The 22,185-nt window shown below is 49.2% G+C and carries 24 protein-coding genes; 9 read left to right on the top strand and 15 right to left on the bottom strand.

Features of this window, described 5'->3' with window-relative positions:
- Positions 1 to 42: 42 nt before the first annotated feature.
- From ftsI to mgrB, 5 genes are all read right to left on the bottom strand, one after another.
- Entirely contained in the window at positions 43 to 1,788 is a 1,746-nt protein-coding gene (gene ftsI, locus J4617_RS02130) for a peptidoglycan glycosyltransferase FtsI (protein WP_000730322.1), read from the bottom strand.
- Positions 1,789 to 2,007: 219 nt separating this feature from the next.
- On the bottom strand, positions 2,008 to 2,217 hold the full coding sequence (cspE, locus tag J4617_RS02125; protein ID WP_001062678.1) for a transcription antiterminator/RNA stability regulator CspE: 210 nt from the start codon (positions 2,215 to 2,217) through the stop codon (positions 2,008 to 2,010).
- Positions 2,218 to 2,229: 12 nt separating this feature from the next.
- A complete protein-coding gene (locus J4617_RS02120) occupies positions 2,230 to 2,373 on the bottom strand; it encodes a DUF2627 domain-containing protein (RefSeq protein WP_001537930.1) in 144 nt (47 codons plus the stop codon).
- A gap of 648 nt (positions 2,374 to 3,021) precedes the next feature.
- Entirely contained in the window at positions 3,022 to 3,309 is a 288-nt protein-coding gene (locus J4617_RS02115) for a YebO family protein (RefSeq protein ID WP_001000660.1), read from the bottom strand.
- A 70-nt stretch (positions 3,310 to 3,379) separates the two neighbouring features.
- The gene (gene mgrB / locus J4617_RS02110) at positions 3,380 to 3,523 is read right to left on the bottom strand and encodes a PhoP/PhoQ regulator MgrB (RefSeq protein WP_000714547.1); all 144 of its coding nucleotides are present in this window, start codon (positions 3,521 to 3,523) and stop codon (positions 3,380 to 3,382) included.
- 157 nt (positions 3,524 to 3,680) lie between these two features.
- Between mgrB and yobH the strand changes: the two genes are divergently transcribed.
- Positions 3,681 to 3,920, top strand: a complete 240-nt coding sequence (gene yobH, locus J4617_RS02105; RefSeq protein WP_001236777.1) for an invasion protein YobH — start codon at positions 3,681 to 3,683, stop codon at positions 3,918 to 3,920.
- A gap of 211 nt (positions 3,921 to 4,131) precedes the next feature.
- Here yobH and kdgR read toward each other — a convergent pair whose 3' ends face one another.
- On the bottom strand, positions 4,132 to 4,923 hold the full coding sequence (gene kdgR, locus J4617_RS02100; protein ID WP_001262195.1) for a DNA-binding transcriptional regulator KdgR: 792 nt from the start codon (positions 4,921 to 4,923) through the stop codon (positions 4,132 to 4,134).
- 175 nt (positions 4,924 to 5,098) lie between these two features.
- Here kdgR and J4617_RS02095 point away from each other — a divergent pair, with 175 nt between their 5' ends.
- Positions 5,099 to 6,472 (top strand): MFS transporter, encoded by a 1,374-nt coding sequence (locus tag J4617_RS02095; protein WP_000416139.1) that lies wholly within the window; start codon positions 5,099 to 5,101, stop codon positions 6,470 to 6,472.
- A gap of 47 nt (positions 6,473 to 6,519) precedes the next feature.
- On the opposite strand, the gene htpX is transcribed toward J4617_RS02095, so the two are convergent.
- The 4 genes from htpX to J4617_RS02075 form a co-directional block, all read right to left on the bottom strand.
- Entirely contained in the window at positions 6,520 to 7,401 is an 882-nt protein-coding gene (gene htpX, locus J4617_RS02090) for a protease HtpX (RefSeq protein ID WP_000984498.1), read from the bottom strand.
- A 193-nt stretch (positions 7,402 to 7,594) separates the two neighbouring features.
- Positions 7,595 to 9,643, bottom strand: coding sequence for a carboxy terminal-processing peptidase (prc, locus tag J4617_RS02085; protein ID WP_001091237.1), 2,049 nt, complete (start codon positions 9,641 to 9,643; stop codon positions 7,595 to 7,597).
- 19 nt (positions 9,644 to 9,662) lie between these two features.
- The gene (gene proQ / locus J4617_RS02080) at positions 9,663 to 10,349 is read right to left on the bottom strand and encodes an RNA chaperone ProQ (RefSeq protein ID WP_000431401.1); all 687 of its coding nucleotides are present in this window, start codon (positions 10,347 to 10,349) and stop codon (positions 9,663 to 9,665) included.
- Positions 10,350 to 10,446: 97 nt separating this feature from the next.
- The gene (locus tag J4617_RS02075) at positions 10,447 to 10,944 is read right to left on the bottom strand and encodes a GAF domain-containing protein (protein WP_001518229.1); all 498 of its coding nucleotides are present in this window, start codon (positions 10,942 to 10,944) and stop codon (positions 10,447 to 10,449) included.
- 128 nt (positions 10,945 to 11,072) lie between these two features.
- Between J4617_RS02075 and yebS the strand changes: the two genes are divergently transcribed.
- From yebS to J4617_RS02050, 5 genes are all read left to right on the top strand, one after another.
- A complete protein-coding gene (yebS, locus tag J4617_RS02070) occupies positions 11,073 to 12,356 on the top strand; it encodes a membrane integrity lipid transport subunit YebS (RefSeq protein ID WP_001207293.1) in 1,284 nt (427 codons plus the stop codon).
- Positions 12,325 to 14,958 carry a PqiB family protein gene (locus J4617_RS02065; RefSeq protein ID WP_001535256.1) on the top strand — a complete coding sequence of 878 codons (2,634 nt, stop codon included), beginning with the start codon at positions 12,325 to 12,327 and terminating at the stop codon, positions 14,956 to 14,958. The genes yebS and J4617_RS02065 overlap by 32 nt, the downstream gene beginning before the upstream one ends.
- Before the next feature lie 77 nt (positions 14,959 to 15,035).
- Positions 15,036 to 16,475, top strand: coding sequence for a 16S rRNA (cytosine(1407)-C(5))-methyltransferase RsmF (gene rsmF / locus J4617_RS02060; RefSeq protein WP_024137249.1), 1,440 nt, complete (start codon positions 15,036 to 15,038; stop codon positions 16,473 to 16,475).
- A gap of 117 nt (positions 16,476 to 16,592) precedes the next feature.
- Positions 16,593 to 16,829: a YebV family protein gene (locus J4617_RS02055; RefSeq protein WP_024131108.1), complete on the top strand. Its 237-nt coding sequence runs from the start codon at positions 16,593 to 16,595 to the stop codon at positions 16,827 to 16,829.
- 110 nt (positions 16,830 to 16,939) lie between these two features.
- The gene (locus J4617_RS02050) at positions 16,940 to 17,131 is read left to right on the top strand and encodes a DUF1482 family protein (RefSeq protein ID WP_000457838.1); all 192 of its coding nucleotides are present in this window, start codon (positions 16,940 to 16,942) and stop codon (positions 17,129 to 17,131) included.
- Between the two features lie 18 nt (positions 17,132 to 17,149).
- Here J4617_RS02050 and pphA read toward each other — a convergent pair whose 3' ends face one another.
- The 4 genes from pphA to sopE2 all read right to left on the bottom strand — a co-directional run bounded on the left by pphA (position 17,150) and on the right by sopE2 (position 19,195).
- A complete protein-coding gene (gene pphA / locus J4617_RS02045; protein ID WP_017465643.1) occupies positions 17,150 to 17,800 on the bottom strand; it encodes a protein-serine/threonine phosphatase in 651 nt (216 codons plus the stop codon).
- A 17-nt stretch (positions 17,801 to 17,817) separates the two neighbouring features.
- Complete coding sequence (locus tag J4617_RS23170; RefSeq protein ID WP_001574231.1) at positions 17,818 to 18,033, bottom strand: hypothetical protein; 216 nt, start codon at positions 18,031 to 18,033, stop codon at positions 17,818 to 17,820.
- Complete coding sequence (locus tag J4617_RS02040; RefSeq protein ID WP_001134856.1) at positions 18,024 to 18,188, bottom strand: membrane protein; 165 nt, start codon at positions 18,186 to 18,188, stop codon at positions 18,024 to 18,026. Before J4617_RS02040 ends, J4617_RS23170 begins: the two co-directional genes overlap by 10 nt.
- A 284-nt stretch (positions 18,189 to 18,472) precedes the next feature.
- Complete coding sequence (gene sopE2, locus J4617_RS02035; RefSeq protein WP_000182072.1) at positions 18,473 to 19,195, bottom strand: SPI-1 type III secretion system guanine nucleotide exchange factor SopE2; 723 nt, start codon at positions 19,193 to 19,195, stop codon at positions 18,473 to 18,475.
- Positions 19,196 to 19,878: 683 nt separating this feature from the next.
- On the opposite strand from sopE2, the gene J4617_RS02030 reads away from it, so the two are divergent.
- On the top strand, positions 19,879 to 20,274 hold the full coding sequence (locus J4617_RS02030) for a DUF1398 domain-containing protein (protein ID WP_000422882.1): 396 nt from the start codon (positions 19,879 to 19,881) through the stop codon (positions 20,272 to 20,274).
- A gap of 329 nt (positions 20,275 to 20,603) precedes the next feature.
- Entirely contained in the window at positions 20,604 to 21,080 is a 477-nt protein-coding gene (locus J4617_RS02025) for a hypothetical protein (protein WP_000030934.1), read from the top strand.
- 372 nt (positions 21,081 to 21,452) lie between these two features.
- On the opposite strand, the gene J4617_RS02020 is transcribed toward J4617_RS02025, so the two are convergent.
- Complete coding sequence (locus J4617_RS02020) at positions 21,453 to 21,872, bottom strand: GNAT family N-acetyltransferase (protein WP_000354407.1); 420 nt, start codon at positions 21,870 to 21,872, stop codon at positions 21,453 to 21,455.
- Between the last annotated feature and the right edge of the window lie 313 nt (positions 21,873 to 22,185).

Raw genomic sequence — 22,185 nt, 5'->3', positions numbered from 1 at the left:
AAGGGCGCAAGTGTAACGCGAATTGCGCCCCGGGAAAATCCTTTACGAGCCCGGAACCGCAACGTGGCTGCCATGCATCACCAGAAGGTGATCTGAATCGGCAGGCATACCGTCTGGCTCAACATTTTCCAGCCGCAGCACATCGCCCATGATCTGGCTGAATACGGGCGCAGATACCGCGCCGCCATAATAAGCCCCATTTTGCGGATTATTAATCACCACCACCAGCGCAAATCTGGGGTTACTTGCCGGCGCGACGCCTGCGGTATATGCCACATACTTATCGACGTATTTACCATCATCGCCAATTTTTTTCGCCGTCCCGGTTTTGACCGCAATACGGTAGTCTCTTACTGCGGCTTTTGTTCCGCCGCCGCCAGGCAACGCGACGCTCTCCATCATATGTTCCACCTCGTGCACCAGTTCTTCCGGCATTACCCGCGTGCCGATCACGGGCGGATCAACTTTGGTGATCGATAACGGACGGTAGATACCAAAGCTGCCAATCGTGGCATAAACATGCGCCAGTTGCAGCGGCGTCACCATTAATCCATAGCCAAAAGCGAAGGTAGCGCGATCTAAATCACTCCAGTAACGGCGTTTCGGTAATAACCCGCTGCTCTCTCCGGTGAGACCCAGTCCGGTAGGCACGCCGAAACCAAAGCTTTTATAAGTATCCATTAATTTCTGCACCGGCATCGCCAGAGAAAGGTGAGAAACGCCGGTATCGCTGGATTTTTGCAAAATGCCGGTTAATGTCAGTTCCGGATAGTAACCGACGTCGCGGATACGGTGTCCATCGAGAGTAAAAGGATGGGTATCGATAACGCTGTCCGGTTGCACGATACCCTGCTGTAACGCAGTCATAATGACCAATGGCTTCACAGTAGAACCGGGTTCGAAAGTGTCGCTAATCGCGCGGTTACGAAAATCGTCCAACTGCGCGCCTTCACGGTTGTTCGGGTTGAAATCCGGGTAGCTCGCCATCGAGAGAATTTCACCCGTTGGGATGTTAATCAATACGGCAGCGCCGGATTCCGCTTTGTTCCAGATGACGGCGTTATCCAGCGCATCTTCGGTAACCGTTTGCAGACGTTCATCAATGCTAAGCTGAAGTTCATGAGCAGGAACCGGATTCACTTCCGTAATGTTCTCAATAACGTGACCAAATTTATCTTTACGCACCAGTCGGGAGCCCGGTTTTCCCGTCAGTTGCGCGTTAAAGCTCTTTTCAATACCTTCTATTCCCTGCCCGTCGATATTGGTAAAGCCGATCAAATTGGCCGCTACGTGTCCGGCAGGGTAAAAACGGCGCGACTCTTCCCGCAGGTTAATACCCGGTAGATTTAATTTATCTATCCATTCGGCTTGCTGGGGTGAAACCTGGCGCGCAAGGTAGATAAAACGGCCTGCCGGGTTACTGTTTACCCGTTCCGCAAGCGTACTGAGCGACAGATGTAAGGCGCTGGCCAGCGCCTGCCAGCGCTCATTGTAGCCAACGCCGCCTTTGCTTATGATAGTCTTCGGATCGGCCCAGACAGCATTAACCGGAACGCTCACCGCTAAGGGTCGCCCTTCTCTGTCGGTGATCATGCCGCGTGGAGAGGCCGTGGTCACTTCACGAAGCGAGCGCATATCTTCTTGTTTCACCAGTTTCGACGGCGTAACAATTTGCAGCCATGCCACCCGCCCTAACAACAATGCCATACTGAGCAGAATGGCAGTGCAAAGTAGTGCAAAACGTATGGGCGTAAAATTACGGGTATCGCCGTCGCTTTTCTTTTTCACCTGATCTCCAGCCGAATCATTTTTCAGGTGATTGATTTAACGGGAAACGGCCGGAAAAACCAGAAAAAACAATGCTAATAACCTCGCGCCTTTGCAACAAATCGCTAACGAGAGCGCATCCAGACACATTTTGAAGGATATTGAATTAAAAAGCCCCGCTTTTAGCGAGGCTTTATATCTGAGGCTGACGCGACAAACGCATCAAATCAGTGGTGTCGATCAGATAGCTGTTACGTTAACAGCAGCCGGACCTTTCTGGCCGTCCTGAATTTCGAACTCAACGTTCTGGCCTTCAGCCAGAGTTTTGAAACCATTGCCCTGGATAGCGGAGAAGTGTACGAACACATCTTTGCTGCCGTCAGCCGGAGTAATGAAGCCAAAACCTTTGGATTCGTTGAACCACTTAACTTGACCTTTAATCTTTGCCATTTGCAAAATTCCTTAGAGTGTTTTCTTTGCCCGTAGGCATAACATAGATAAAACTGAGACATTACTGCTTGAGGCACTAATATAAGGTTCGGCAGAGAAGCGGTATTCAACGTCAACGTGTTTACTCAGGACTTCTTTACTGAAAATGCCACACATAAACAGAACTGTACCTCGTTTAACCCAAAGCCTGTTATCACATACAACGTTAATTATGGCAAGCCATTTTTAAACGTGTCTCGATCCGTCGCACAAATTACGAGAACCTTCACAAATTGACAGCACGTTTATGCAACAAAATTGCGAAAGATATATCCTCACGCGCTGACGGACTCCTGACAACGTCACTGCTGAAAAGCCATTTTTCTACCATAGCTCAATAACTTCGCTTCTTCCAGTGCATCAAATCACATTTAAAAGCTGTATTTTTCATATCACTTTTTATGCTGAGTTATGCATAAATTGTCACAATGATAAAAAACACCTTTTAATCAAAATAATAGAAAAGAAAAGCGATTTTCGACACCGCTTTTTGTGATGTTCTGCGTCTTTACAGAATGCCTTAAAATAATGAACAAACAATGACAATCCATAAAGAGAGAGAAACGTTTCGCTTTTAATAGAGAATGAGCGGTATCACAAAAATGCCATATGTCCATTTGTTATACATATAAAACTATGTTGCATATAAAGCCATATATTATGTAAGGTGTTGATGCTGTAGTATCAGTTGCAAACGGCAACGCGGAGAGATCCGACGGGGAAATGGGGCGTATGGCACTGGCGCCATTTGCGCCCCGGTAAGCATTATCGTTCTGCAACCAGACGAATGATGTCCTCATCCTCTTTTGGTTCGCTTGCCGCTGTTGCGGGTTCCGCTTCTTTTTCTGGTTCGTTTGCTTCGCAAAGGCGGCGTAACAACGCGTTTTGCCGCTTCTGTTGATCCAATAACGCTTCGAGCAATTCTATCTGCTCGTTGGCACGGGAACTTGCCCGGTTGACAAAGAACCAGAGCGCCAGCCCCACCACCAGAACCACCATTGATACTATTAAAGATGCAAGAGAAAACGCACCAGAGTTTAAAACGTCGTTCATTTCACCACCTCAATGTAGAGACGTCATTCTACCACTGCTACACGGGAAGGAAATCTCTGGTGTAAAACGTTTACCAGGGAATAAATTTATTGATGGCGCAAATACCGCTGAAAAATTGTACATCCTGATCGCACATGATATTAAACACCTGCGCCCACAGCAACAGGCATACTACCACCACGATGCCGAGAACGACCCATCGAAATTTTTTCACTCCACTCTCCGATCTTACATCTTATGTCGCTAAATTATCATGAGTTACTTAAACCAGGAGTAACTGTAGCGGCATTATATGTTTTTAGGAATGATTCACTTGTTTCAATCAATGTACACGCTACTCTTATTCTAACTAAAAAAGAAAAGAGGTAGTAATGCGTTTGATCATTCGCGCAATTGTATTGTTTGCCCTGGTGTGGATAGGCCTGCTGATGAGCGGCTATGGCATCCTGGTGGGAAGTAAAGTGAACGCTGCGGGGCTGGGTTTACAGTGCCATTACCTGACCGCACGCGGCACCAGCACGGCGCAATATCTCCATACCAACAGCGGCATTATTGGCTTTTCCGACTGTCCCATTTTCAGAAAAATCGCCACCGTGGTGGATAATGGCTAAGCGGCAATAAATAATTTCACAGTGAAACTATCACCAATAATTCCCCTATATTGGCTGTTGTTCATAAGTACTGTTAAATAATATTTTAATAACCGTTAAATAAGCCGACAGATATTATCTACTTTTACGATTTCATCCCACCCGATGTTATAAAAAAAGCAGCTACATTTTTCGTAGCTGCTTTTTTTTAACGTCATGCTAATAACGTTGCTTAGAAGGGATAATCGTTGTAACCCATTTGTTCAGAAATTTTACGCGCGGCGGCGTGTAACATAGCCACATATTCCTGTAGGCGTTCTTCTGAAAAACGCAGCGTCGGGAACGAAATGCTTAACCCTGCGATGACTACGCCAAAACGGTCAAATACCGGTACGCCGATACAACGTAATCCTTCTTCCTGTTCTTCGTTATCTTCACCGTATCCTTGCGCACGCACTTCATCCAACAGCGGCAGCAACGCTTCAGTGCTGGTAATCGTGCGTCCCGTGCTTTGCTTATACTCTACGCCGTCGAGAATCTGCTTAACCTCATCACGGTCGCGCCAGGCCAGAAGCACTTTACCGATGGCCGTACTGTACAGCGGATTACGACGCCCAATACGTGAGTACATCCGCAGATTGTACATAGAGTCAATTTTATGGATATAGACAATGCTGTCTTCATCCAGCGCGCCAAGATGGATAGTTTCTTTTGTCAGACGAGACAGTTCGCGCATCTGAATGTCCGCACTGCGGATGAGATCAACATTTTGCAAAGCTCGCGCGCCCAGCTCAAACAGCTTTAGCGTCAGAGAGTATTTTTCAGACTCCCCCTCCTGAGCCACGTAGCCCAGCGTTTTCATGGTTTGCAAAAAGCGATAAACGGTGCTTTTCGACATCATGACGCGCTGCGATAGCTCGGTAATCCCTATTTCACGCTCTTCACCCAGCGCCTGCAGAATGCCGAAAACTTTCAGCACAGAAGATACAGAATCAGGCTGCTTATCCAGATCTGCGTTTGCCATTTATCACCTCATTACGAGCGTTTTATAAAATTCAGAACGAGTTTTTATTATAATTTCACGCCAGGTCGCCCGCAATCCATCTTTGCTTACTTCGTTACAAATCTGCGACATAACAACTCAGTATTAATGCTAACATTATTATTCAGCTCATAATTCCCCTTATTACAAAATACTTATGGAAAAAACACGGGCCGATGGCCTGCCCCTCCCGCAGAGATACGGCGCTATCCTGACGATTATTATCGGTATTTCGATGGCGGTTCTGGATGGCGCAATCGCTAATGTCGCGCTGCCAACCATTGCGACTGATTTACATGCCTCCCCTGCCAGCTCTATCTGGATTGTCAATGCATACCAAATCGCCATTGTCGTCTCACTGCTTTCCCTGTCTTTTTTAGGCGACATGTTTGGTTATCGCCGGATCTACAAATGTGGTTTAGTGGTATTTCTGCTTTCATCATTGTTTTGCGCGCTTTCAGACTCGCTGCAGATGCTGACGCTGGCGCGCATCGCGCAGGGATTTGGCGGCGCGGCGCTAATGAGCGTAAACACGGCGCTGATTCGTCTTATCTACCCCCAGCGTCATCTGGGACGAGGCATGGGAATTAACTCTTTTATCGTCGCAGTCTCTTCCGCCGCGGGTCCGACGATCGCCGCAGCGATTTTGTCCATCTCATCATGGAAATGGCTGTTTCTGATTAATGTCCCGTTAGGTATCATCGCGTTAATTCTGGCCATACGCTTTTTACCAGCAAACATCGCCCATGACACTAAGCCGCGCTTTGACTTACCGAGCGCGGTAATGAATGCGCTCACATTTGGCCTGCTGATTACCGCATTGAGCGGATTTGCCCAGGGACAGTCGCTAACGTTGATTGGCGCAGAGCTGCTCGTTCTGGTCGTGGTCGGGTTTTTCTTCGTGCGCCGCCAGCTTTCTTTGCCCGTCCCTTTGTTACCCATCGACTTGTTACGCATTCCGCTTTTTTCACTCTCGATCGGCACGTCAATTTGCTCGTTCTGCGCGCAAATGTTAGCCATGGTCTCGCTACCTTTTTATCTGCAAACCGTGCTGGGCCGTAGCGAAGTAGAAACCGGCCTGTTATTGACGCCCTGGCCGCTGGCAACGATGGTAATGGCGCCGCTGGCGGGATACCTGATAGAACGTCTTCATGCCGGTTTGCTGGGGGCGCTGGGAATGGTGATAATGGCAGCCGGGTTGTTTGCGCTGGTCATGTTGCCAGCCTCCCCCTCCGATCTGAATATTATCTGGCCGATGATCCTTTGTGGCGCAGGGTTTGGCCTGTTCCAGTCGCCGAATAATCACACCATTATCACTTCCGCGCCGCGTGAGCGCAGCGGTGGCGCCAGCGGGATGCTGGGCACGGCGCGACTGTTAGGCCAAAGTACTGGCGCCGCGCTGGTAGCGCTGATGTTGAACCAGTTTGGCGATAGCGGTACGCATCTTTCTCTGCTCGCAGCGGCGATCCTGGCGACTCTCGCGGCGGTGGTGAGCGGTTTACGTATTACGCAACCACGCGTTCAGGCGTAAAAAAAGCGCGTCATTCGACGCGCTTTTCATACTTGCCAGTGGGCTTATTATTTCAGGTACTCACCGCTACGCAGCGCTTCAATGCGTTTATCCAGCGGTGGGTGCGTCATAAACAGCTCGCTTAACGATTTCGATTTACCGTTAATACAAAACGCCATCATGCTGGTCGCTTCTTGCGGCTCGTAGCTGGTTTTCAGGCGCTGCAACGCGGCAATCATTTTTTCACGGCCAACCAGCTTCGCCGATCCCGCATCGGCATGAAACTCACGGTAACGGGAGAACCACATGGTGATGATGCTCGCCAGAATACCGAAGACCAGTTCCAGCACTGTCGCAACGGCGAAATAGATTAGCGGATTACCGTTACTTCCTTCGCCTTCATCGCGGTTGCCGCCCAGAAAACCAGCAGCAATTTGCGCGATAATGCGCGAAATAAAGATAACGAAGGTGTTAACCACCCCTTGAATCAACGTCATCGTCACCATATCGCCATTGGCAATATGGCTGATTTCATGCGCAATGACGGCTTCCGCTTCGTCAGGGCTCATGTTTTGCAACAAACCGGTGCTCACAGCGACCAATGAGGCGTCACGGCGTGCGCCCGTCGCAAACGCGTTAATGTCCGGCGCATGGTAGATAGCAACCTGCGGCATGGCGATACCGGCCTGGCGCGCTTGCGTTGCTACGGTGTTCATCAACCAGCGTTCTCTTTCATTGCGAGGCTGTTCAATAACTTCCCCTCCTACGGATTTTAACGCCATCCATTTGGACATCAGCAATGAAATAAAAGAACCGCCAAAACCAAACAGCAGCGCCATGATCAGCAAGCCTTGCACGCTGCTCGACTGTATCCCTGTCAGGCTCAGAACCAGCCCGAAAACGACCATCACGGCCAGGTTCGTCAGCAGGAAGAGCGCGATTCGCATCATAATTTTCTTTTAACCTCAATTTAACAAAGCGCACTATGCGATTACCCACATCGTATGGGTCTTATGGCTATTTTCAAGCATCACCAGGCGGTAAGTCACGAGAAAAACACAACTTTACATTTTGTAGCATTATCCTGACGACTTCTGCGCTTGTTAAAAAAAAACAGGCACAATTTTTTGTGCCTGTTTAGCGTTACTTATTGGCTGCCGCCTGCTCCGCTGGTTTTTCTTTTTCAAGATGCGCCAGGTCCAGAGCAATCTTCACCGTTTCATCAAGGTACGGGTCCGGCTCCTGGTAATCCTTTGGCAGATCGTCCAGTTTCTTCAGCAACGGTTTACCCTCACGTTTAAACCGATCGTTAATACGCGCCAGACGCAGAGCGTCTTCTTCATTGTTCTCTTTCTCACGCTGCGCATAATTCAGAGAGACGATGTTGCGCTTATCCTTCATGGCATTGAAACGTGCGATATCCTTCATGATGTATTGAAACTCAGGATCTTTGGCGATACGCGCGTTGTGTTCTTTCAATAATTCCGGGCCAAACGGGGCCAAATCGTCCGATTTCACGTATTTCGCCGCATCAATGCTATCCCACGGCAAGGCGTTATCTTCAAATTTTTCTCCGGTTTCCGTCTCTTCATTGCCAGTCGGCATGATGATATCCGGCGTGACCCCTTTACGCTGCGTACTACCGCCGTTGACACGGTAAAACTTCTGAATGGTGTACTGCACCGAACCCAACGCAGGCCATTCCGGGCGAAGCATCTGATCGTAAATTCGGTTTAGCGAACGATATTGCTGTACCGTCCCTTTACCGAAGGTCGGCTCACCGACAATCAGCGCGCGACCATAATCCTGCATCGCGGCAGCGAAGATTTCCGATGCCGAGGCACTGAAACGATCGACCAGCACCACCAGCGGGCCTTTGTAGTAGACCACGCCGTCGGTGTCGCTATCCTCACGCACTTTGCCGTTATTGTCGCGCACCTGAACTATCGGACCAGAAGGGATAAACAGACCGGAAAGCGAAACGGCTTCCGTCAGCGCCCCACCGCCGTTTGAACGCAGATCGATAACGATGCTGTTAACGTTCTGTTTTTCCAGCTTCTGAAGCTGAACTTTGACATCATCGGTCAAGCCAACATAGAAGCCTGGAATATCCAGTACACCAACTTTTTCCTTGCCGACGGTTTTCACCGACATTTTAACCGCGCGATCTTCAAGACGAATCCGTTCACGCGTCAGCGTGATAATACGCGTTTTCGTCCCTTTGCCAGCCGGCAGTATTTCCAGTCGAACCTTGCTGCCTTTCGGCCCTTTGATCAGCGCCACCACATCGTCAAGACGCCAGCCAATAACGTCGACCATCGGTTTTCCGGCCTGCCCTACGCCGACGATACGATCGCCGACGCTAATCGACTTGCTCTTCGCTGCCGGGCCGCCGGCAACCAATGAGTTAATGACAGTATAATCGTCATCCATTTGCAGCACCGCGCCGATACCTTCCAGAGACAGGCTCATTTCGGTATTAAACTGCTCGGTATTGCGGGGAGAAAGATAATTCGTATGCGGGTCGATTTCACGCGCAAAAGCGGTCATCGCCAGCGAGAACACATCTTCACTGTTGGTCTGCGCCAGGCGGCGAATAGCGAATTTGTAGCGACGCGTCAGCGTTTCGCGAATTTCTTTGTCGCTCTTGCCGGTGAGTTTCAGACTGAGCTCATCGAATTTCACTTTACCATCCCACAGCGCATTTAGCTCAGCCTCATCTTTCGGCCAGGGCGCTTTACTGCGGTCCAGGTTAAACGTATCGTTTCCGGTGAAATCCATTGGCCGTTCCAGCACTTTTAGCGCGTACTGGTAACGTTCAAACCGGCGCTTTTGCGCCAGGTTATAAAGATCGTAAAAAACATCCAGCTTACCCGTGCGCAGCTCATCGCCCAACACGGTTTTCTTTTTCGCAAACTGCTCGACATCGCTCGCCAACAAAACGTTGTGGCTATAGTCGAGAAGATTCAGATAGCGATCAAAAATCTTTGCCGAAAATGCCTCATCCAGATCGAACTGGCGATAGTGGGAGCGGGTAAAACGCGACGTTACGCGCTCGCTCACCGTCGCATGTTGCGTCTCTTCCTTTAGTACGGGAATTTGATCGGCACGCGTAATATCTTCCACGGCGAAGGACTGGCCTGCTAATGCAAGCAGGCCAGCTAACGCGGTAAGCCTAAAAAAAGTGTTCATGCCAGGCCTGGCCTCCGTTTCAGAACACCAGGTGTTCTGCGCGTACAATCAAAGACATACCCGAATTCAGCTGTACACGGACACCATCTTTGGTGATTTCTAATACGGTGGCATCCATCGCATTATTACCCGCTTTCACCTTGAGGGACTGCCCTACGGTCAATACTGAAATATCAGAAACCGGCGTGTGCTTCTCTTCGCGAGGCGCACGCGGCGCTTTCGTCGTCGGTTTATCAGCGCGAGGTTTACGTTCAGCGCCTTCTTTACGACGCGCTACCGGGCGAGGTTTACGCTCGCGTCGCGGCGCGTCTTCTTTTTCGCCAGCCGCCGCGGCAGCTTCGCGTTTTTTCGCTTGCTGCTCTGCGCGCTGCGCCTGAACACGGGCTTTGGCTTCTTCAAGCTGCTTACGCGCATGTTCGACATGCTGTTCTTCCAGCTCGCCGCACGGATTGCCATCAAGGTCGACACGCGTTGCGCCCGGCTTAACGCCGTACAGGTAACGCCAGCTTGAAGTATAAAGACGTAAAGCGGAACGAAGTTGCGTTTTGCTGAGGTTCATTTCGCCCCCAACTCGCTCTACCAGATCCTGAAAAATACCAATTTTCAGCGGGCGAGCTTCGCCTTCCGCACTAAAACAGTGAGGAAAACGCTCGGCCAGAAACGCGATAACTTCTTTACTGCTATTCAACTTAGGTTGATTTTCCATGAAATTTCCTGATTACAACGGACGTAGCCAACAAGCAGCAGGCATGAACAGGCGTCATTATAATGACGCCATCAGTAATTGCTACGTTATCCGTTGATTATCCTGCGACGCTCGCAAAGAATTTTTTGTAATCCGTCGTTGCAAGCACGGTTTCAAGCTGTGCGACCAGCGTACGCAGGCCGTGTTCATCTTCTTCGGTAAAACGGCCAAACGCCGTGCTATCTATATCCAGCACGCCGATAATCCGTTCGCCAACCGTGACAGGCAGCACAATTTCGGCGTTGCTGGCGGCATCACAGGCAATATGGCCGTCAAACGCATGAACATCATCAATACGTTGAACCTTATTCTGCGCTACCGCTGCGCCACACACGCCGCGACCAACCGGAATCCGCACACAGGCGATTCGCCCCTGAAACGGCCCCAACACCAGCGTATCGCCTTCGAGGAGATAAAATCCCGCCCAGTTCACCTCGGTAAGGCGTTCGAACAGTAGCGCGCTGGTATTCGCCAGCGTGGCCAGAAAGCTGGTTTCACCTGCCATTAACGACTGAAAATCGCGGTTTAACGCCGCGTATAGTTCTGTTTTGCTCATTATATAATCACTTCGTGGTCTTACTCCTAAACACAGGCTATTAAAATAAGCATTAAATGCGTTCTTGCTCAAGATTATTCCTGTCATGAGTTAAGATTACATTATTCTAACACTTTGATTCACGATACATGGCTCTGAACACCTCACACGTCACGCCAACAAAAAAGCTAACGATCAGGTCAATTAGCGAAGCGCTGCCGCGCAGCCACTACCAGCGCTGCCCTGAATGCGACATGCTGTTCAGCTTGCCGGAGATGAGCGCTCATCAAAGCGCTTATTGTCCTCGTTGCCAGGCCAAAATTCGCGATGGGCGCGACTGGTCGCTGACGCGGCTGACCGCGATGGCAGTAACCATGCTGCTATTGATGCCGTTTGCCTGGAGTGAACCGCTACTCCATATCTACCTGTTGGGCGTACGCATTGATGCCAATGTGATGCACGGCATCTGGCAAATGACGCAGCAGGGCGATCCGTTAACCGCCGCAATGGTGCTCTTTTGCGTGGTGGGCGCGCCGCTTATTCTGGTTTTTTCAATTGCTTACCTGTGGTTTGGCAGCCTTCTCGGCATGAATCTGCGTCCAGTCCTGCTGATGCTGGAAAAACTGAAAGAGTGGGTGATGCTGGACATCTATCTGGTCGGTATTGGCGTTGCCTCTATCAAAGTGCAGGACTATGCCTTTCTGCAGCCGGGCATCGGGCTTTTAGCGTTCGTCTCGTTGGTGGTTCTTAGCATTCTGACTATGATTCATCTGAATGTGGAGCAACTATGGGAACGATTTTATCCGCAGCGCCCTGCTCAACGTGCGGACGAAAGATTGCGCGTCTGTCTTGGCTGCCACTTTAGCGGCTATCCGGATGCGAAAGGACGCTGCCCGCGTTGTCATATTCCGCTACGGTTACGCAGAAAACAGAGCATACAGAAGTGTTGGGCGGCCTTGCTGGCGTCTATTGTCTTTTTGCTGCCGGCAAACCTGCTGCCTATTTCGGTAATCTACATTAATGGCGGGCGTCAGGAAGATACTATCCTGTCGGGCATTATGTCGCTTGCCAGCAGCAATATCGCCGTCGCCGCCGTCGTTTTTATCGCCAGTATTTTGGTGCCGTTTACCAAAGTCATCGTGATGTTTACGCTACTGTTGAGTATCCATTTTAAATGCGAACAGGGACTGCGGACGCGAATTCTGTTGCTGCGTCTGGTGACATGGATAGGCCGTTGGTCGATGCTGGATCTTTTCGTTATCTCGTTAACCATGTCTCTGATTAATCGCGATCAGATTCTGGCTTTTACTATGGGACCGGCTGCGTTTTATTTCGGCGCAGCGGTAATTTTGACTATTCTTGCAGTGGAATGGCTGGATAGCCGCTTACTTTGGGATGCACATGAGTCAGGAAACGCCCGCTTCGAAGACTGAAGCGCAAATTAAAACCAAACGCCGTATTTCACCTTTCTGGCTGCTACCGCTTATCGCGCTAATGATCGCGGGGTGGCTGGTATGGGATAGCTACCAGGATCGCGGCAATAGCGTGACTATCGATTTTATGTCGGCGGACGGTATCGTACCGGGCCGTACTCCCGTGCGTTATCAGGGAGTAGAAGTCGGCACCGTGGAAGATGTCAGTCTGAGCAAAGATCTGCGCAAAATTGAAGTTCGCGTCAGTATCAAATCAGATATGGAAGATGCGTTGCGCGAAGAGACGCAATTCTGGCTGGTGACGCCCAAAGCCTCGCTGGCGGGCGTTTCCGGCCTGGATGCGTTGGTCGGCGGGAATTACATCGGTATGATGCCAGGTAAAGGCAAGCCCAGAGATCATTTCGTCGCCCTGGATACACAGCCTAAATACCGGCTTAGCAACGGCGATCTGATGATTCATCTCCATGCGCCGGATCTCGGTTCGCTTAATAGCGGTTCACTGGTCTATTTCCGTAAAATCCCTGTCGGACGGGTGTATGACTATTCGATTAACCCTAACAAACAGGGCGTGACGATTGACGTTCTGATTGAGCGACGGTTTACCGATCTGGTGAAAAAAGGCAGCCGTTTCTGGAATGTCTCCGGCATTGACGCCGATCTAAGCCTGAGCGGCGCGAAGGTGAAACTGGAGAGCCTCGCAGCCCTGGTCAATGGCGCGATTGCGTTTGATTCGCCGGACAATTCCAAACCCGCCGCCCAGGATGACACGTTCGGCTTATATAAAGATTTAGCCCACAGCCAACGAGGGGTAATCGTTAAACTTGAGCTGCCCAGCGGAGACGGTCTGAAGGCGGAATCTACGCCGCTCATGTACCAGGGACTGGAGGTGGGTGAGCTTTCTAAACTGACGCTCAACCCTGGCGGTAAAGTCACCGGAGAGATGACCGTCGATCCCAGCGTTGTTCCGCTGATGCGGGAAAATACGCGTATTGAGTTACGCAATCCCAAACTGTCGCTGAGCGACGCGAATATCAGTTCGTTGTTAACCGGAAAAACCTTCGAGCTGGTGCCGGGCGACGGCGAACCGCGCAGTGAATTTGTGGTGGTGCCGGGTGAAAAGGCCCTGCTGCATGAGGCGAATGCCTTAACCCTGACGCTGACGGCCCCGGAAAGTTACGGTATCGAACCGGGCCAGCCGTTAATTTTACATGGCGTAAAAATTGGCCAGGTCATTGAGCGCAACTTATCCAGTAAAGGCGTGTCATTCATCGTCGCGATTGAACCGCAGCACCGGGATTTGGTACAGGGCGACAGTAAATTCGTGGTCAACAGCCGGGTGGATGTCAAAGTCGGCCTTGACGGCGTAGAGTTCCTCGGCGCCAGCGCCAGCGAGTGGATTGACGGCGGAATTCGTATTTTACCCGGTACGAGCGGGAAGATGAAATCCACCTACCCGCTCTATGCTAACCTGGAAAAAGCGCTGGAAAATAGTCTCAGTGACTTACCGACTACCACCCTGACGCTGACAGCCGAAACGTTGCCGGATGTCCAGGCAGGTTCCGTCGTGCTGTATCGAAAATTTGAAGTAGGCGAAGTCATCACCGTTCGCCCACGCGCCAATACCTTTGACATCGACCTGCATATTAAGCCGGAGTATCGCCACCTGTTAACCAGCAATAGCGTGTTCTGGGCGGAAGGCGGCGCGAAAGTGCAACTTAACGGCAGCGGCCTAACGGTACAGGCCTCGCCACTCTCCCGCGCGCTGAAAGGGGCCATTAGTTTTGATAACCTGAGCGGCGCCAGCGCCAGCCGGCGCAAAGGCGATAAACGCATTCTTTATGCTTCAGAAACCTCCGCCCGCGCGGTAGGCGGACAAATTACGCTGCACGCGTTCGACGCCGGAAAATTGGCGGAAGGGATGCCCATTCGTTACCTCGGTATTGATATCGGCCAGATCCAGACGCTGGAATTGATCACCGCACGTAATGAAGTGCAGGCAAAAGCCGTCCTTTATCCGGAGTACGTACAGACATTTGCCCGCGCCGGGACACGTTTTTCCGTTATTACGCCACAAATTTCCGCGGCGGGCGTCGAGCATCTGGATACGATTCTCCAGCCCTATATTAACGTTGAGCCAGGACGCGGCGCGGCACGGCGCGACTTTGAACTGCAGGAAGCCACGATTACCGACTCACGCTATCTGGATGGGTTAAGCATCGTCGTGGAGGCGCCAGAAGCAGGCTCGCTTAATATTGGTACACCCGTCCTGTTCCGCGGTATCGAAGTGGGAACCGTCACCGGAATGTCCCTGGGGTCGCTCTCCGATCGCGTGATGATCACCTTGCGTATCAGTAAGCGTTACCAATATCTGGTGCGTAATAACTCCGTATTCTGGCTTGCCTCCGGCTATAGTCTCGACTTTGGTCTGACAGGCGGCGTGGTGAAAACGGGGACATTTAATCAGTTCATCCGTGGCGGTATCGCCTTCGCTACTCCACCAGGTACGCCGCTGGCGCCAAAAGCGCAAGCCGGTAAGCATTTCCTGTTACAAGAGAGCGAACCGAAAGAGTGGCGTGAATGGGGTACCGCTCTGCCACGTTAAACACCCGGCTCCGGCGTACTCGCGCCGGAGCGTTTTATGCTACACTGCGCGCCTGTTTTTTTGCCGGCGATACACCTGTGGCTCAACACGCTGTCTATTTTCCTGACGCTTTTCTGACGCAAATGCGTGAAGCAATGCCTTCCACGCTCTCTTTTGATGAATTTATTTCGGCCTGCCAACGCCCGTTGCGCCGCAGTATACGCATCAATACGCTTAAAATATCCGTGGCTGATTTCCTTGCCCTAATCGCGCCCTACGGCTGGTCGCTCACGCCAATTCCGTGGTGTCATGAAGGATTCTGGATCGAGCGCGATGATGAAGAGGCATTGCCGCTTGGCAGTACCGCTGAGCATTTAAGCGGCCTGTTTTACATTCAGGAGGCCAGTTCGATGCTGCCGGTCGCGGCCCTGTTCGCCGATGATAATCATCTGCAGCGGGTCATGGATATGGCAGCGGCGCCTGGCTCCAAAACCACGCAGATCGCTGCCCGCATGGGGAACCGCGGCGCCATTCTGGCCAACGAATTTTCGGCCAGCCGCGTCAAAGTTCTGCACGCTAATATCAGCCGATGTGGAATCGCCAATACCGCACTGACGCATTTCGATGGCCGCGTATTTGGCGCTGCGTTACCGGAGATGTTTGACGCTATCCTGCTGGATGCGCCCTGCTCTGGCGAAGGCGTAGTACGTAAAGATCCTGATGCGCTAAAAAACTGGTCGCCAGAAAGCAATCTGGATATCGCGGCGACACAGCGGGAACTGCTCAACAGCGCTTTTCATGCTTTACGACCCGGCGGCACGCTGGTCTACTCCACCTGCACGTTAAATCGCCAGGAAAACGAAGAGGTCTGCCTCTGGCTGAAAGAGACCTACGCCGACGCCGTTGAATTTTTGCCGCTGGGTGATCTGTTTCCTGACGCTGACCGTGCCCTCACCCCGGAAGGCTTCCTGCACGTCTTCCCGCAAATTTACGACTGCGAAGGATTCTTCGTCGCACGTCTGCGTAAAATGTCATCCCTTCCAGCCATGCCCGCGCCGGGGTATAAAGTGGGGGCGTTTCCTTTTACCCCCCTCAAAGGCCGCGAAGCATTACATGTTACCCAGGCGGCCAACGCCGTCGGACTGTTATGGGATGAAAATCTCCATCTTTGGCAGCGTGAAAAAGAGGTCTGGCTGTTCCCGGCAGAAATTGAATCACTGATCGGAAAAGTCCGTTTTTCCCGGCTCGGCATTAAGCTGGCCGAAAGTCATAATAAAGGCTATCGCTGGCAACATGAGGCGACGATAGCCCTTGCCTGCCCGACTCATGCTCACGCGTTCGAACTTTCTGTGCAAGAGGCGGAGGAGTGGTATCGCGGTCGGGATATTTATCCGCAAACACCCCCTGCCGCTGATGATGTCCTGGTGACGTTCCAGCATCAGCCACTTGGTCTGGCAAAACGTATCGGCGCCAGAATAAAGAACAGTTACCCGCGTGAACTGGTACGTGATGGCAAACTCTTTACTGGTAATAGTTAAAAGGCGCACAAAAAAACCGCACTTTTTGACTGGCGCTTTTGCGTACGTTGACTACGCTGAAAAATGGACGGCTAAACTGGTCGTACCACAATTAGCGTATTAACGGAGAGCACGATGATGAAAACCAGTGTGCGCATTGGCGCTTTTGAAATCGACGATGCCGAATTACATGGCGAATCGCCGGGGGAGCGAACGTTAACAATCCCCTGTAAATCCGATCCGGATTTATGTATGCAACTGGACGCCTGGGATGCCGAAACCAGCGTTCCCGCCATTCTCAACGGGGAACATTCCGTTTTGTTCCGTACTCATTACGATCCTAAATCTGATGCCTGGGTCATGCGTCTTGCCTGACTCAAAAAGAACCCGTCGCCAGGCGGGTTATTTATTCTTCCTTTTCTCATTTCCCCCCTGCGCTAACCTCTCCTACACTATCGTGTAAAGTAGTTAACATTGAGGATGTAATGTTCGCGCTGGTACTTTTTGTATGTTACCTGGATGGAGGATGCGAGGATATTGTCGTGGACATCTACGATACCGAGCAGCAATGTCTTTATTCGATGGACGATCAACGGATTCGCCATGGCGGCTGTTTTCCGGTAGAGGATTTTATCGATGGCTTCTGGCGGCCTGCGCAGCAATATAGCGATTTTTAACCCTGGGCGCTGATACCGCTATTGTATCCGCGCTAACGCCAATTGCCCGCCAAATACCGCGCCCGTATCAATATAGTGTACGTTGGCAAAATCCATGCGCCGGCGCAACGGCGTATGGCCAAACCAAAAATGATCGGCTCCGCTAATCCCGCCGCGCTTATTTATGAGCCGTTCGCGGCTCCAGAGAACCTGATGTAAATCGACTTTTCTTTGCCATTGATAGGTTGACGCGGGGTAATCAGCATGAGCGATCACATGCGTGCTATGGCGGCAGCGAACTTCCAGTATCCAGGGCAGCCGCTGACAAAGGATAAAAAGCGCTTCAGCTTGCGCAGCGTGTTCAGCGGTCAGGCGGGTAAACCAGTCGCCACCATTCATCAACCACAGCGTCGACTGCAATGAGGCCCGCGCATCCAGCGCCATTTGTTCATGATTGCCGCGAACCGCCATCATCCAGGACTCACGCAGTAAAGCCAGGCAACCCAAGCTGTCCGGGCCTCTATCAATGAGATCGCCCACAGAAACTAACAAGTCTTGTTGCGGATCAAATCGACACTCACGTAACCTTTTCATTAACATTGAAAAACAGCCGTGAATATCGCCAACCACCCAGACATGCCGCCAATTCTTTGCCTCTATTCGCTGATAAATCTCTTCAGGCCGCATCATGTTTTTCCTGTCGTTCATTATCCAGGACAGATATAAAAAGATAGCGTGTGCAGATTTTTTTGCTTAGTAAGCGTGCGCTGTTGTAAATAGCGAATTTCACCATTAGCGAGTAAATGCTTTGTTATCATCGCAATAAAATATAACTGGCTGCGCCAGGGGAGGGTTATCCCCTGGCGCAGCGAGCTACTCACTATCGCCTGTTCACCTTCAATACTCTTCCTCCTTAAAAACATATCGGAAACATAAACCACATCGCCTCAGCACACGATATAGCACACTCTTTAGCGGAGTGATCCTCAAGGCAAACCAGCGCCAATGCAGGTGTCGTTACCGTGGCGACCATCGCCCCCACAAACAGGCGCAGCACAATTTTTTTTAAAGGCGGCATAACCTCTCCTGACAGTTAACAGACCATTAATCCTTATCGAGACATCATCCGTGCGCGGGTATCATAGACTTAACAACACGCAGCGTTACAAAAAAAGCTGTCTGGTTGTGCAGGTATTTAGAGTAATAACAATTATTTTAAGTTTTAAGGTTATCCATTTGATTTTTATATTAAAATAAAGATGACGACGTTTTGTTAAAAGCGTCGCCATAAAAACGAATATATAGTTTCAGAAAATCTGCTATTAATTCATATGGTTAATAGCAGTATTGTATTTACTACCATCAGGAGGCATTCTGAAGATACTTATTCGCAATATTTTCTATAGTTAACTGAAATTGTTGTGGCGTTGGCATCGTCCCCTTATTAAACAGCGGCGTAACCTCTTTCATAACGATTTTCTCAGCATACGCTTTAAAAGATACCTGCTGATTATGATTTATAAACATATGCGGATATTTAATACTCGCGGAAGCAATGAGGGGGACGACAAAAGGATTCGCCCCTGCCCCACCTGGAGTAAATACGCCATTTTTTATCTCCCCAGGTAGCCCCGCATTCTGCGCAGCCTCTCCTATCTCTTTCAAAAAGGGGGTAATACTGACCCCTTTACTGATGAGTAATTTACAACATTGATCTTTATTATTACTGTACACGGCTGATAATATGGCTTCGCATGTCTGACGAGCATAGGCCGGATCTTTACTCGCATTACCTTTGATATCCAGACTATTGAGCTTTTGCAGCATAAAATCTTTAACAGTTTTACTGGTTAATACCGCCCTACCCTCAGAAGCGTTCCCACGATGAAAATGGGTAGTCGGTATGTCTGTTTGTTGATGCAGGCTAAAACGATCTGACAGACTCGTCGACAGGCTGATAAAGCTATTTCTAACGGCAGTAATACTTTTTGCAAAAATGTCCTTCTCCGTTGTTTTTTCTTTTACTGGTTCAACGTCACTTCTATGGATTCTGTAGTGCTGGGTGGATAGTGTTATGTTAGTCACGGTAGTTCTCCTTTTAGATAACTATGCATAGCTACACTTTGTTTATATTTCTTGCTTTCAAAAAATAGCCACCTTCTCCACAACCATTTTTACTCATTGATATTTATAAATTTTATTTTCCTGATGGATTTTGTTCTTCTGTCACTTAGCCTGTTTTTTTTCGGCGCAAGGTGATCGACTTTTATCGAGGAACATTTTTATCGGGACAATCCTGAACAGGTAAAACATCACTTCAATTCAACTACTGCGTCACATAAAACATTCATGAATATTATTATTTATGCTGATGTTGTTACGATTTTGCCCCCATTCGCAGGCTGGCTACCAATTATCCTGCCAGCGAGTTAGCCGCTTTTTCAAAACCTATAAAGTCGCCACGCCAAACCTCTCCGTCACTGTAATCCTTATCTAAACATCAATTAATTAACTGATTTTTATATATTATGACTTTTCATGACGTTCAGAAAAACTACAAATGAAATGGATTGACGCATCTATTAGTGGTCAAAAAAACGCGCTACGAGAAATAATCAGTAACAATTGCAACACTATTCCAATCATAACGTAAACTATATGATACCAGGTGATTATTATTGCTTTTAGGTAACATATCTGTATGGCTGCTTTTAAGCAACAATACTCTAACACAACATATAACATTATAACTTACAATAGGTTAACAAATGGAATTACAGCTTATGCTTAACCACTTTTTCGAGCGCGTCAGAAAGGATGCAAATTTCAACGCATTTCTAATCGATCTGGAATATAATAATATCGCTTATTACATCTATTTTGTTGCTACCGGCAATGTGAAAATTATCACTCATGCAGGCCACTTCATTTCTATTAAAAGCAATAGAAAGCTGATTAAAGTCAATTCAACACCGAATACGCAATTAATAAAATTGATTTCAGCTAAACACTTTTCGGGGGAGCATTCCTATGAAAAATACTGTACTGATCTGGCAACGGCAGGCGTTTTTAAATGGATTGTTGAATTAAACCAAAAAACTCGACAATACTGGTCGAAAGACAACCAATTATTATATATAGAAAATGTGGTCATGCCGCTTTAACAAGCCAGGGTAATAATAGCGTCAGTCGTGACATCCGGCGTGTTACGACTGCGGGTTATCCAATTTAGAGACCATAATGAGAGTCTGACTGCGAGAGTTACCCTGTGCAGTCCGACCGACGCAGCAACGTTTGACACGATTCTCGACAACAGCATCTCCTGGTGCAGGAGAAATGATATTCAAAGCGATATCGACTAAAAGCTCAAAATATTTGCCTTCTATTTATATTCTATCTAATTAATACCCTCCAGGAAGTGTGGCATAATTGCAGAATCTGTCAGGATTCCGGGAGCATACCGGAGCGTAATCGAAAAAACATCTGGAGATGTATGAGCAAGGATGAAATCAGTTATCAAATTCTTTACCGGTACTCTCTGGAAAAGCTATACAGTACTCTTGCCAGAAGAGTAGATAACGTGCTGTCATTCGCCCTCGTTTTTCTCGGGGTCGGCGTCACCATAAACGTCGGGAGTCCCTTTATTCTGGGGCCAGGCATTGTGGGTATCGCCATACTAAAAAGAGTACTCCGCTTCGGCACGCGATCAGCACAGGCCGACCGGCAGTCCCGCGCCTGGCTGAAACTTTTTAATACTCAGCACCGCTTTCCTTCAGATAAAACACTGTTCCTTGCCTTCACATCGCTTGAGCAAGACGCGAGTGAAGTATGGTCCATGCTTATTGGTCCTGCCATCGTCATGACTGAGACCGCCCTCGGAAAAACGCCCATTGAGCCATTGACGGCGGGTGAAAAACTCTGTGCATTTTTGAGCGGCGCGACGAAATCCCAGCTAGCAGATCGCAATTGACCTGTCTTCTAAACGCCTGTGCCATACCACAGAGATTTAGTACAAAATTAATTAATGGAGTACTAACGCTGTCAGCAGGTTTCTCTGAGTGAAAGATTCGTATTATACGCACAGCCCAGTTTACAGTTTATATAACAGCGCAATATGTTTTTGTATCCGTACCATGCCGCCTACAAGCGGCTGTCTGAGTATCTCTAGCCGTGCCAGGGGGTATTAGCTCAAATGTGAGCTGACAGCCAAACCTAATCTGACTGTCCGCCCTGTGCCAGAAGCGGACGCTGATCATGGTGTGTACAGGCCAACGGTACGATATATTTTAAAGCTACCTGATTACAGCTTTCATAAAGCTATGGGTATTCAAATGCAGCAAAGCTATAAACCGAGCTTAATTAAATAATGCCTTTGCGAACCTACTTTAGGAAAGTCCGGTAGCGACATTTGAAGTATATAACCCTGTTTTTCATAAAAAGGGAGAGCCTGGAAGCTAAAGGTATCTACAAGTCCATGAACACAGCCTTTCCGCAAACCTTCTTTTTCGGCCATCGCCATAAGTTTGCTCCCCAGACCGCAGTTCCTTGCAGATTCACTTACCCAAAGATAGTCGATGCAGAGCCACGGACCTTTTCTGTCAGCAATTAATCCGCCTACCATTTCGCCGCTTTCGTTTCTGCAGTAGACCCCAAGCTGCCCATTTTTACTAAAATCGACGAACTGAGCATTGTAGCTTCTTAATCCGGTTAATAGTTCTTCTTTATCAAATTCAGTAACTTGATGTGTGATTTGAATGTCCATACATGCCCAATTGAACAAGTTTGTATTTGGAATATAACGTTATAAATAAGTTAATTAAATGTATCAATAGAAAGTTTGTTTTTACTCTTGGGGGCAGGTCACGTCCGCTACTCGCTTAAAGCAAACTGTCAGTTGGAGTCTGAGCTGGTACAATTAATGTGCCACTGGTTAGAAATCAGTAATACGATTTTATCAGGCTGGTGCTCTGGCCTGTCAGGATTTGAGGTATCCACCCGGTTTACCAGCCCCCTGTATTTGGCACCAGTGGAACCCACTTCCCGATCCAGGATATCCAGTACCCACCACCGAACCT

The sequence above is a fragment of the Salmonella sp. 32010601201800023SM genome, from assembly GCF_017572235.1.
Lineage (GTDB): Bacteria > Pseudomonadota > Gammaproteobacteria > Enterobacterales > Enterobacteriaceae > Salmonella > Salmonella enterica.
This window is presented reverse-complemented; position numbering and strand designations above follow the sequence as displayed.

What these genes read in the sequence shown, in the direction of transcription:
- J4617_RS02030 (WP_000422882.1), top strand. Translation starts at nt 19,879, where the DNA reads ATGGAATTACAGCTTATGCTTAACCACTTTTTCGAGCGCGTCAGAAAG.
- J4617_RS02095 (WP_000416139.1), top strand. Translation starts at nt 5,099, where the DNA reads ATGGAAAAAACACGGGCCGATGGCCTGCCCCTCCCGCAGAGATACGGC.
- pphA (WP_017465643.1), bottom strand. Translation starts at nt 17,800, where the DNA reads ATGATGCGGCCTGAAGAGATTTATCAGCGAATAGAGGCAAAGAATTGG.
- htpX (WP_000984498.1), bottom strand. Translation starts at nt 7,401, where the DNA reads ATGATGCGAATCGCGCTCTTCCTGCTGACGAACCTGGCCGTGATGGTC.
- kdgR (WP_001262195.1), bottom strand. Translation starts at nt 4,923, where the DNA reads ATGGCAAACGCAGATCTGGATAAGCAGCCTGATTCTGTATCTTCTGTG.
- proQ (WP_000431401.1), bottom strand. Translation starts at nt 10,349, where the DNA reads ATGGAAAATCAACCTAAGTTGAATAGCAGTAAAGAAGTTATCGCGTTT.
- J4617_RS02025 (WP_000030934.1), top strand. Translation starts at nt 20,604, where the DNA reads ATGAGCAAGGATGAAATCAGTTATCAAATTCTTTACCGGTACTCTCTG.
- J4617_RS02050 (WP_000457838.1), top strand. Translation starts at nt 16,940, where the DNA reads ATGTTCGCGCTGGTACTTTTTGTATGTTACCTGGATGGAGGATGCGAG.
- J4617_RS02040 (WP_001134856.1), bottom strand. Translation starts at nt 18,188, where the DNA reads ATGCCGCCTTTAAAAAAAATTGTGCTGCGCCTGTTTGTGGGGGCGATG.
- prc (WP_001091237.1), bottom strand. Translation starts at nt 9,643, where the DNA reads ATGAACACTTTTTTTAGGCTTACCGCGTTAGCTGGCCTGCTTGCATTA.
- J4617_RS02120 (WP_001537930.1), bottom strand. Translation starts at nt 2,373, where the DNA reads ATGTGTGGCATTTTCAGTAAAGAAGTCCTGAGTAAACACGTTGACGTT.
- J4617_RS02020 (WP_000354407.1), bottom strand. Translation starts at nt 21,872, where the DNA reads ATGGACATTCAAATCACACATCAAGTTACTGAATTTGATAAAGAAGAA.
- yebS (WP_001207293.1), top strand. Translation starts at nt 11,073, where the DNA reads ATGGCTCTGAACACCTCACACGTCACGCCAACAAAAAAGCTAACGATC.
- J4617_RS02055 (WP_024131108.1), top strand. Translation starts at nt 16,593, where the DNA reads ATGAAAACCAGTGTGCGCATTGGCGCTTTTGAAATCGACGATGCCGAA.
- J4617_RS02115 (WP_001000660.1), bottom strand. Translation starts at nt 3,309, where the DNA reads ATGAACGACGTTTTAAACTCTGGTGCGTTTTCTCTTGCATCTTTAATA.
- J4617_RS02075 (WP_001518229.1), bottom strand. Translation starts at nt 10,944, where the DNA reads ATGAGCAAAACAGAACTATACGCGGCGTTAAACCGCGATTTTCAGTCG.
- J4617_RS02065 (WP_001535256.1), top strand. Translation starts at nt 12,325, where the DNA reads ATGAGTCAGGAAACGCCCGCTTCGAAGACTGAAGCGCAAATTAAAACC.
- cspE (WP_001062678.1), bottom strand. Translation starts at nt 2,217, where the DNA reads ATGGCAAAGATTAAAGGTCAAGTTAAGTGGTTCAACGAATCCAAAGGT.
- J4617_RS23170 (WP_001574231.1), bottom strand. Translation starts at nt 18,033, where the DNA reads ATGTTTTTAAGGAGGAAGAGTATTGAAGGTGAACAGGCGATAGTGAGT.
- yobH (WP_001236777.1), top strand. Translation starts at nt 3,681, where the DNA reads ATGCGTTTGATCATTCGCGCAATTGTATTGTTTGCCCTGGTGTGGATA.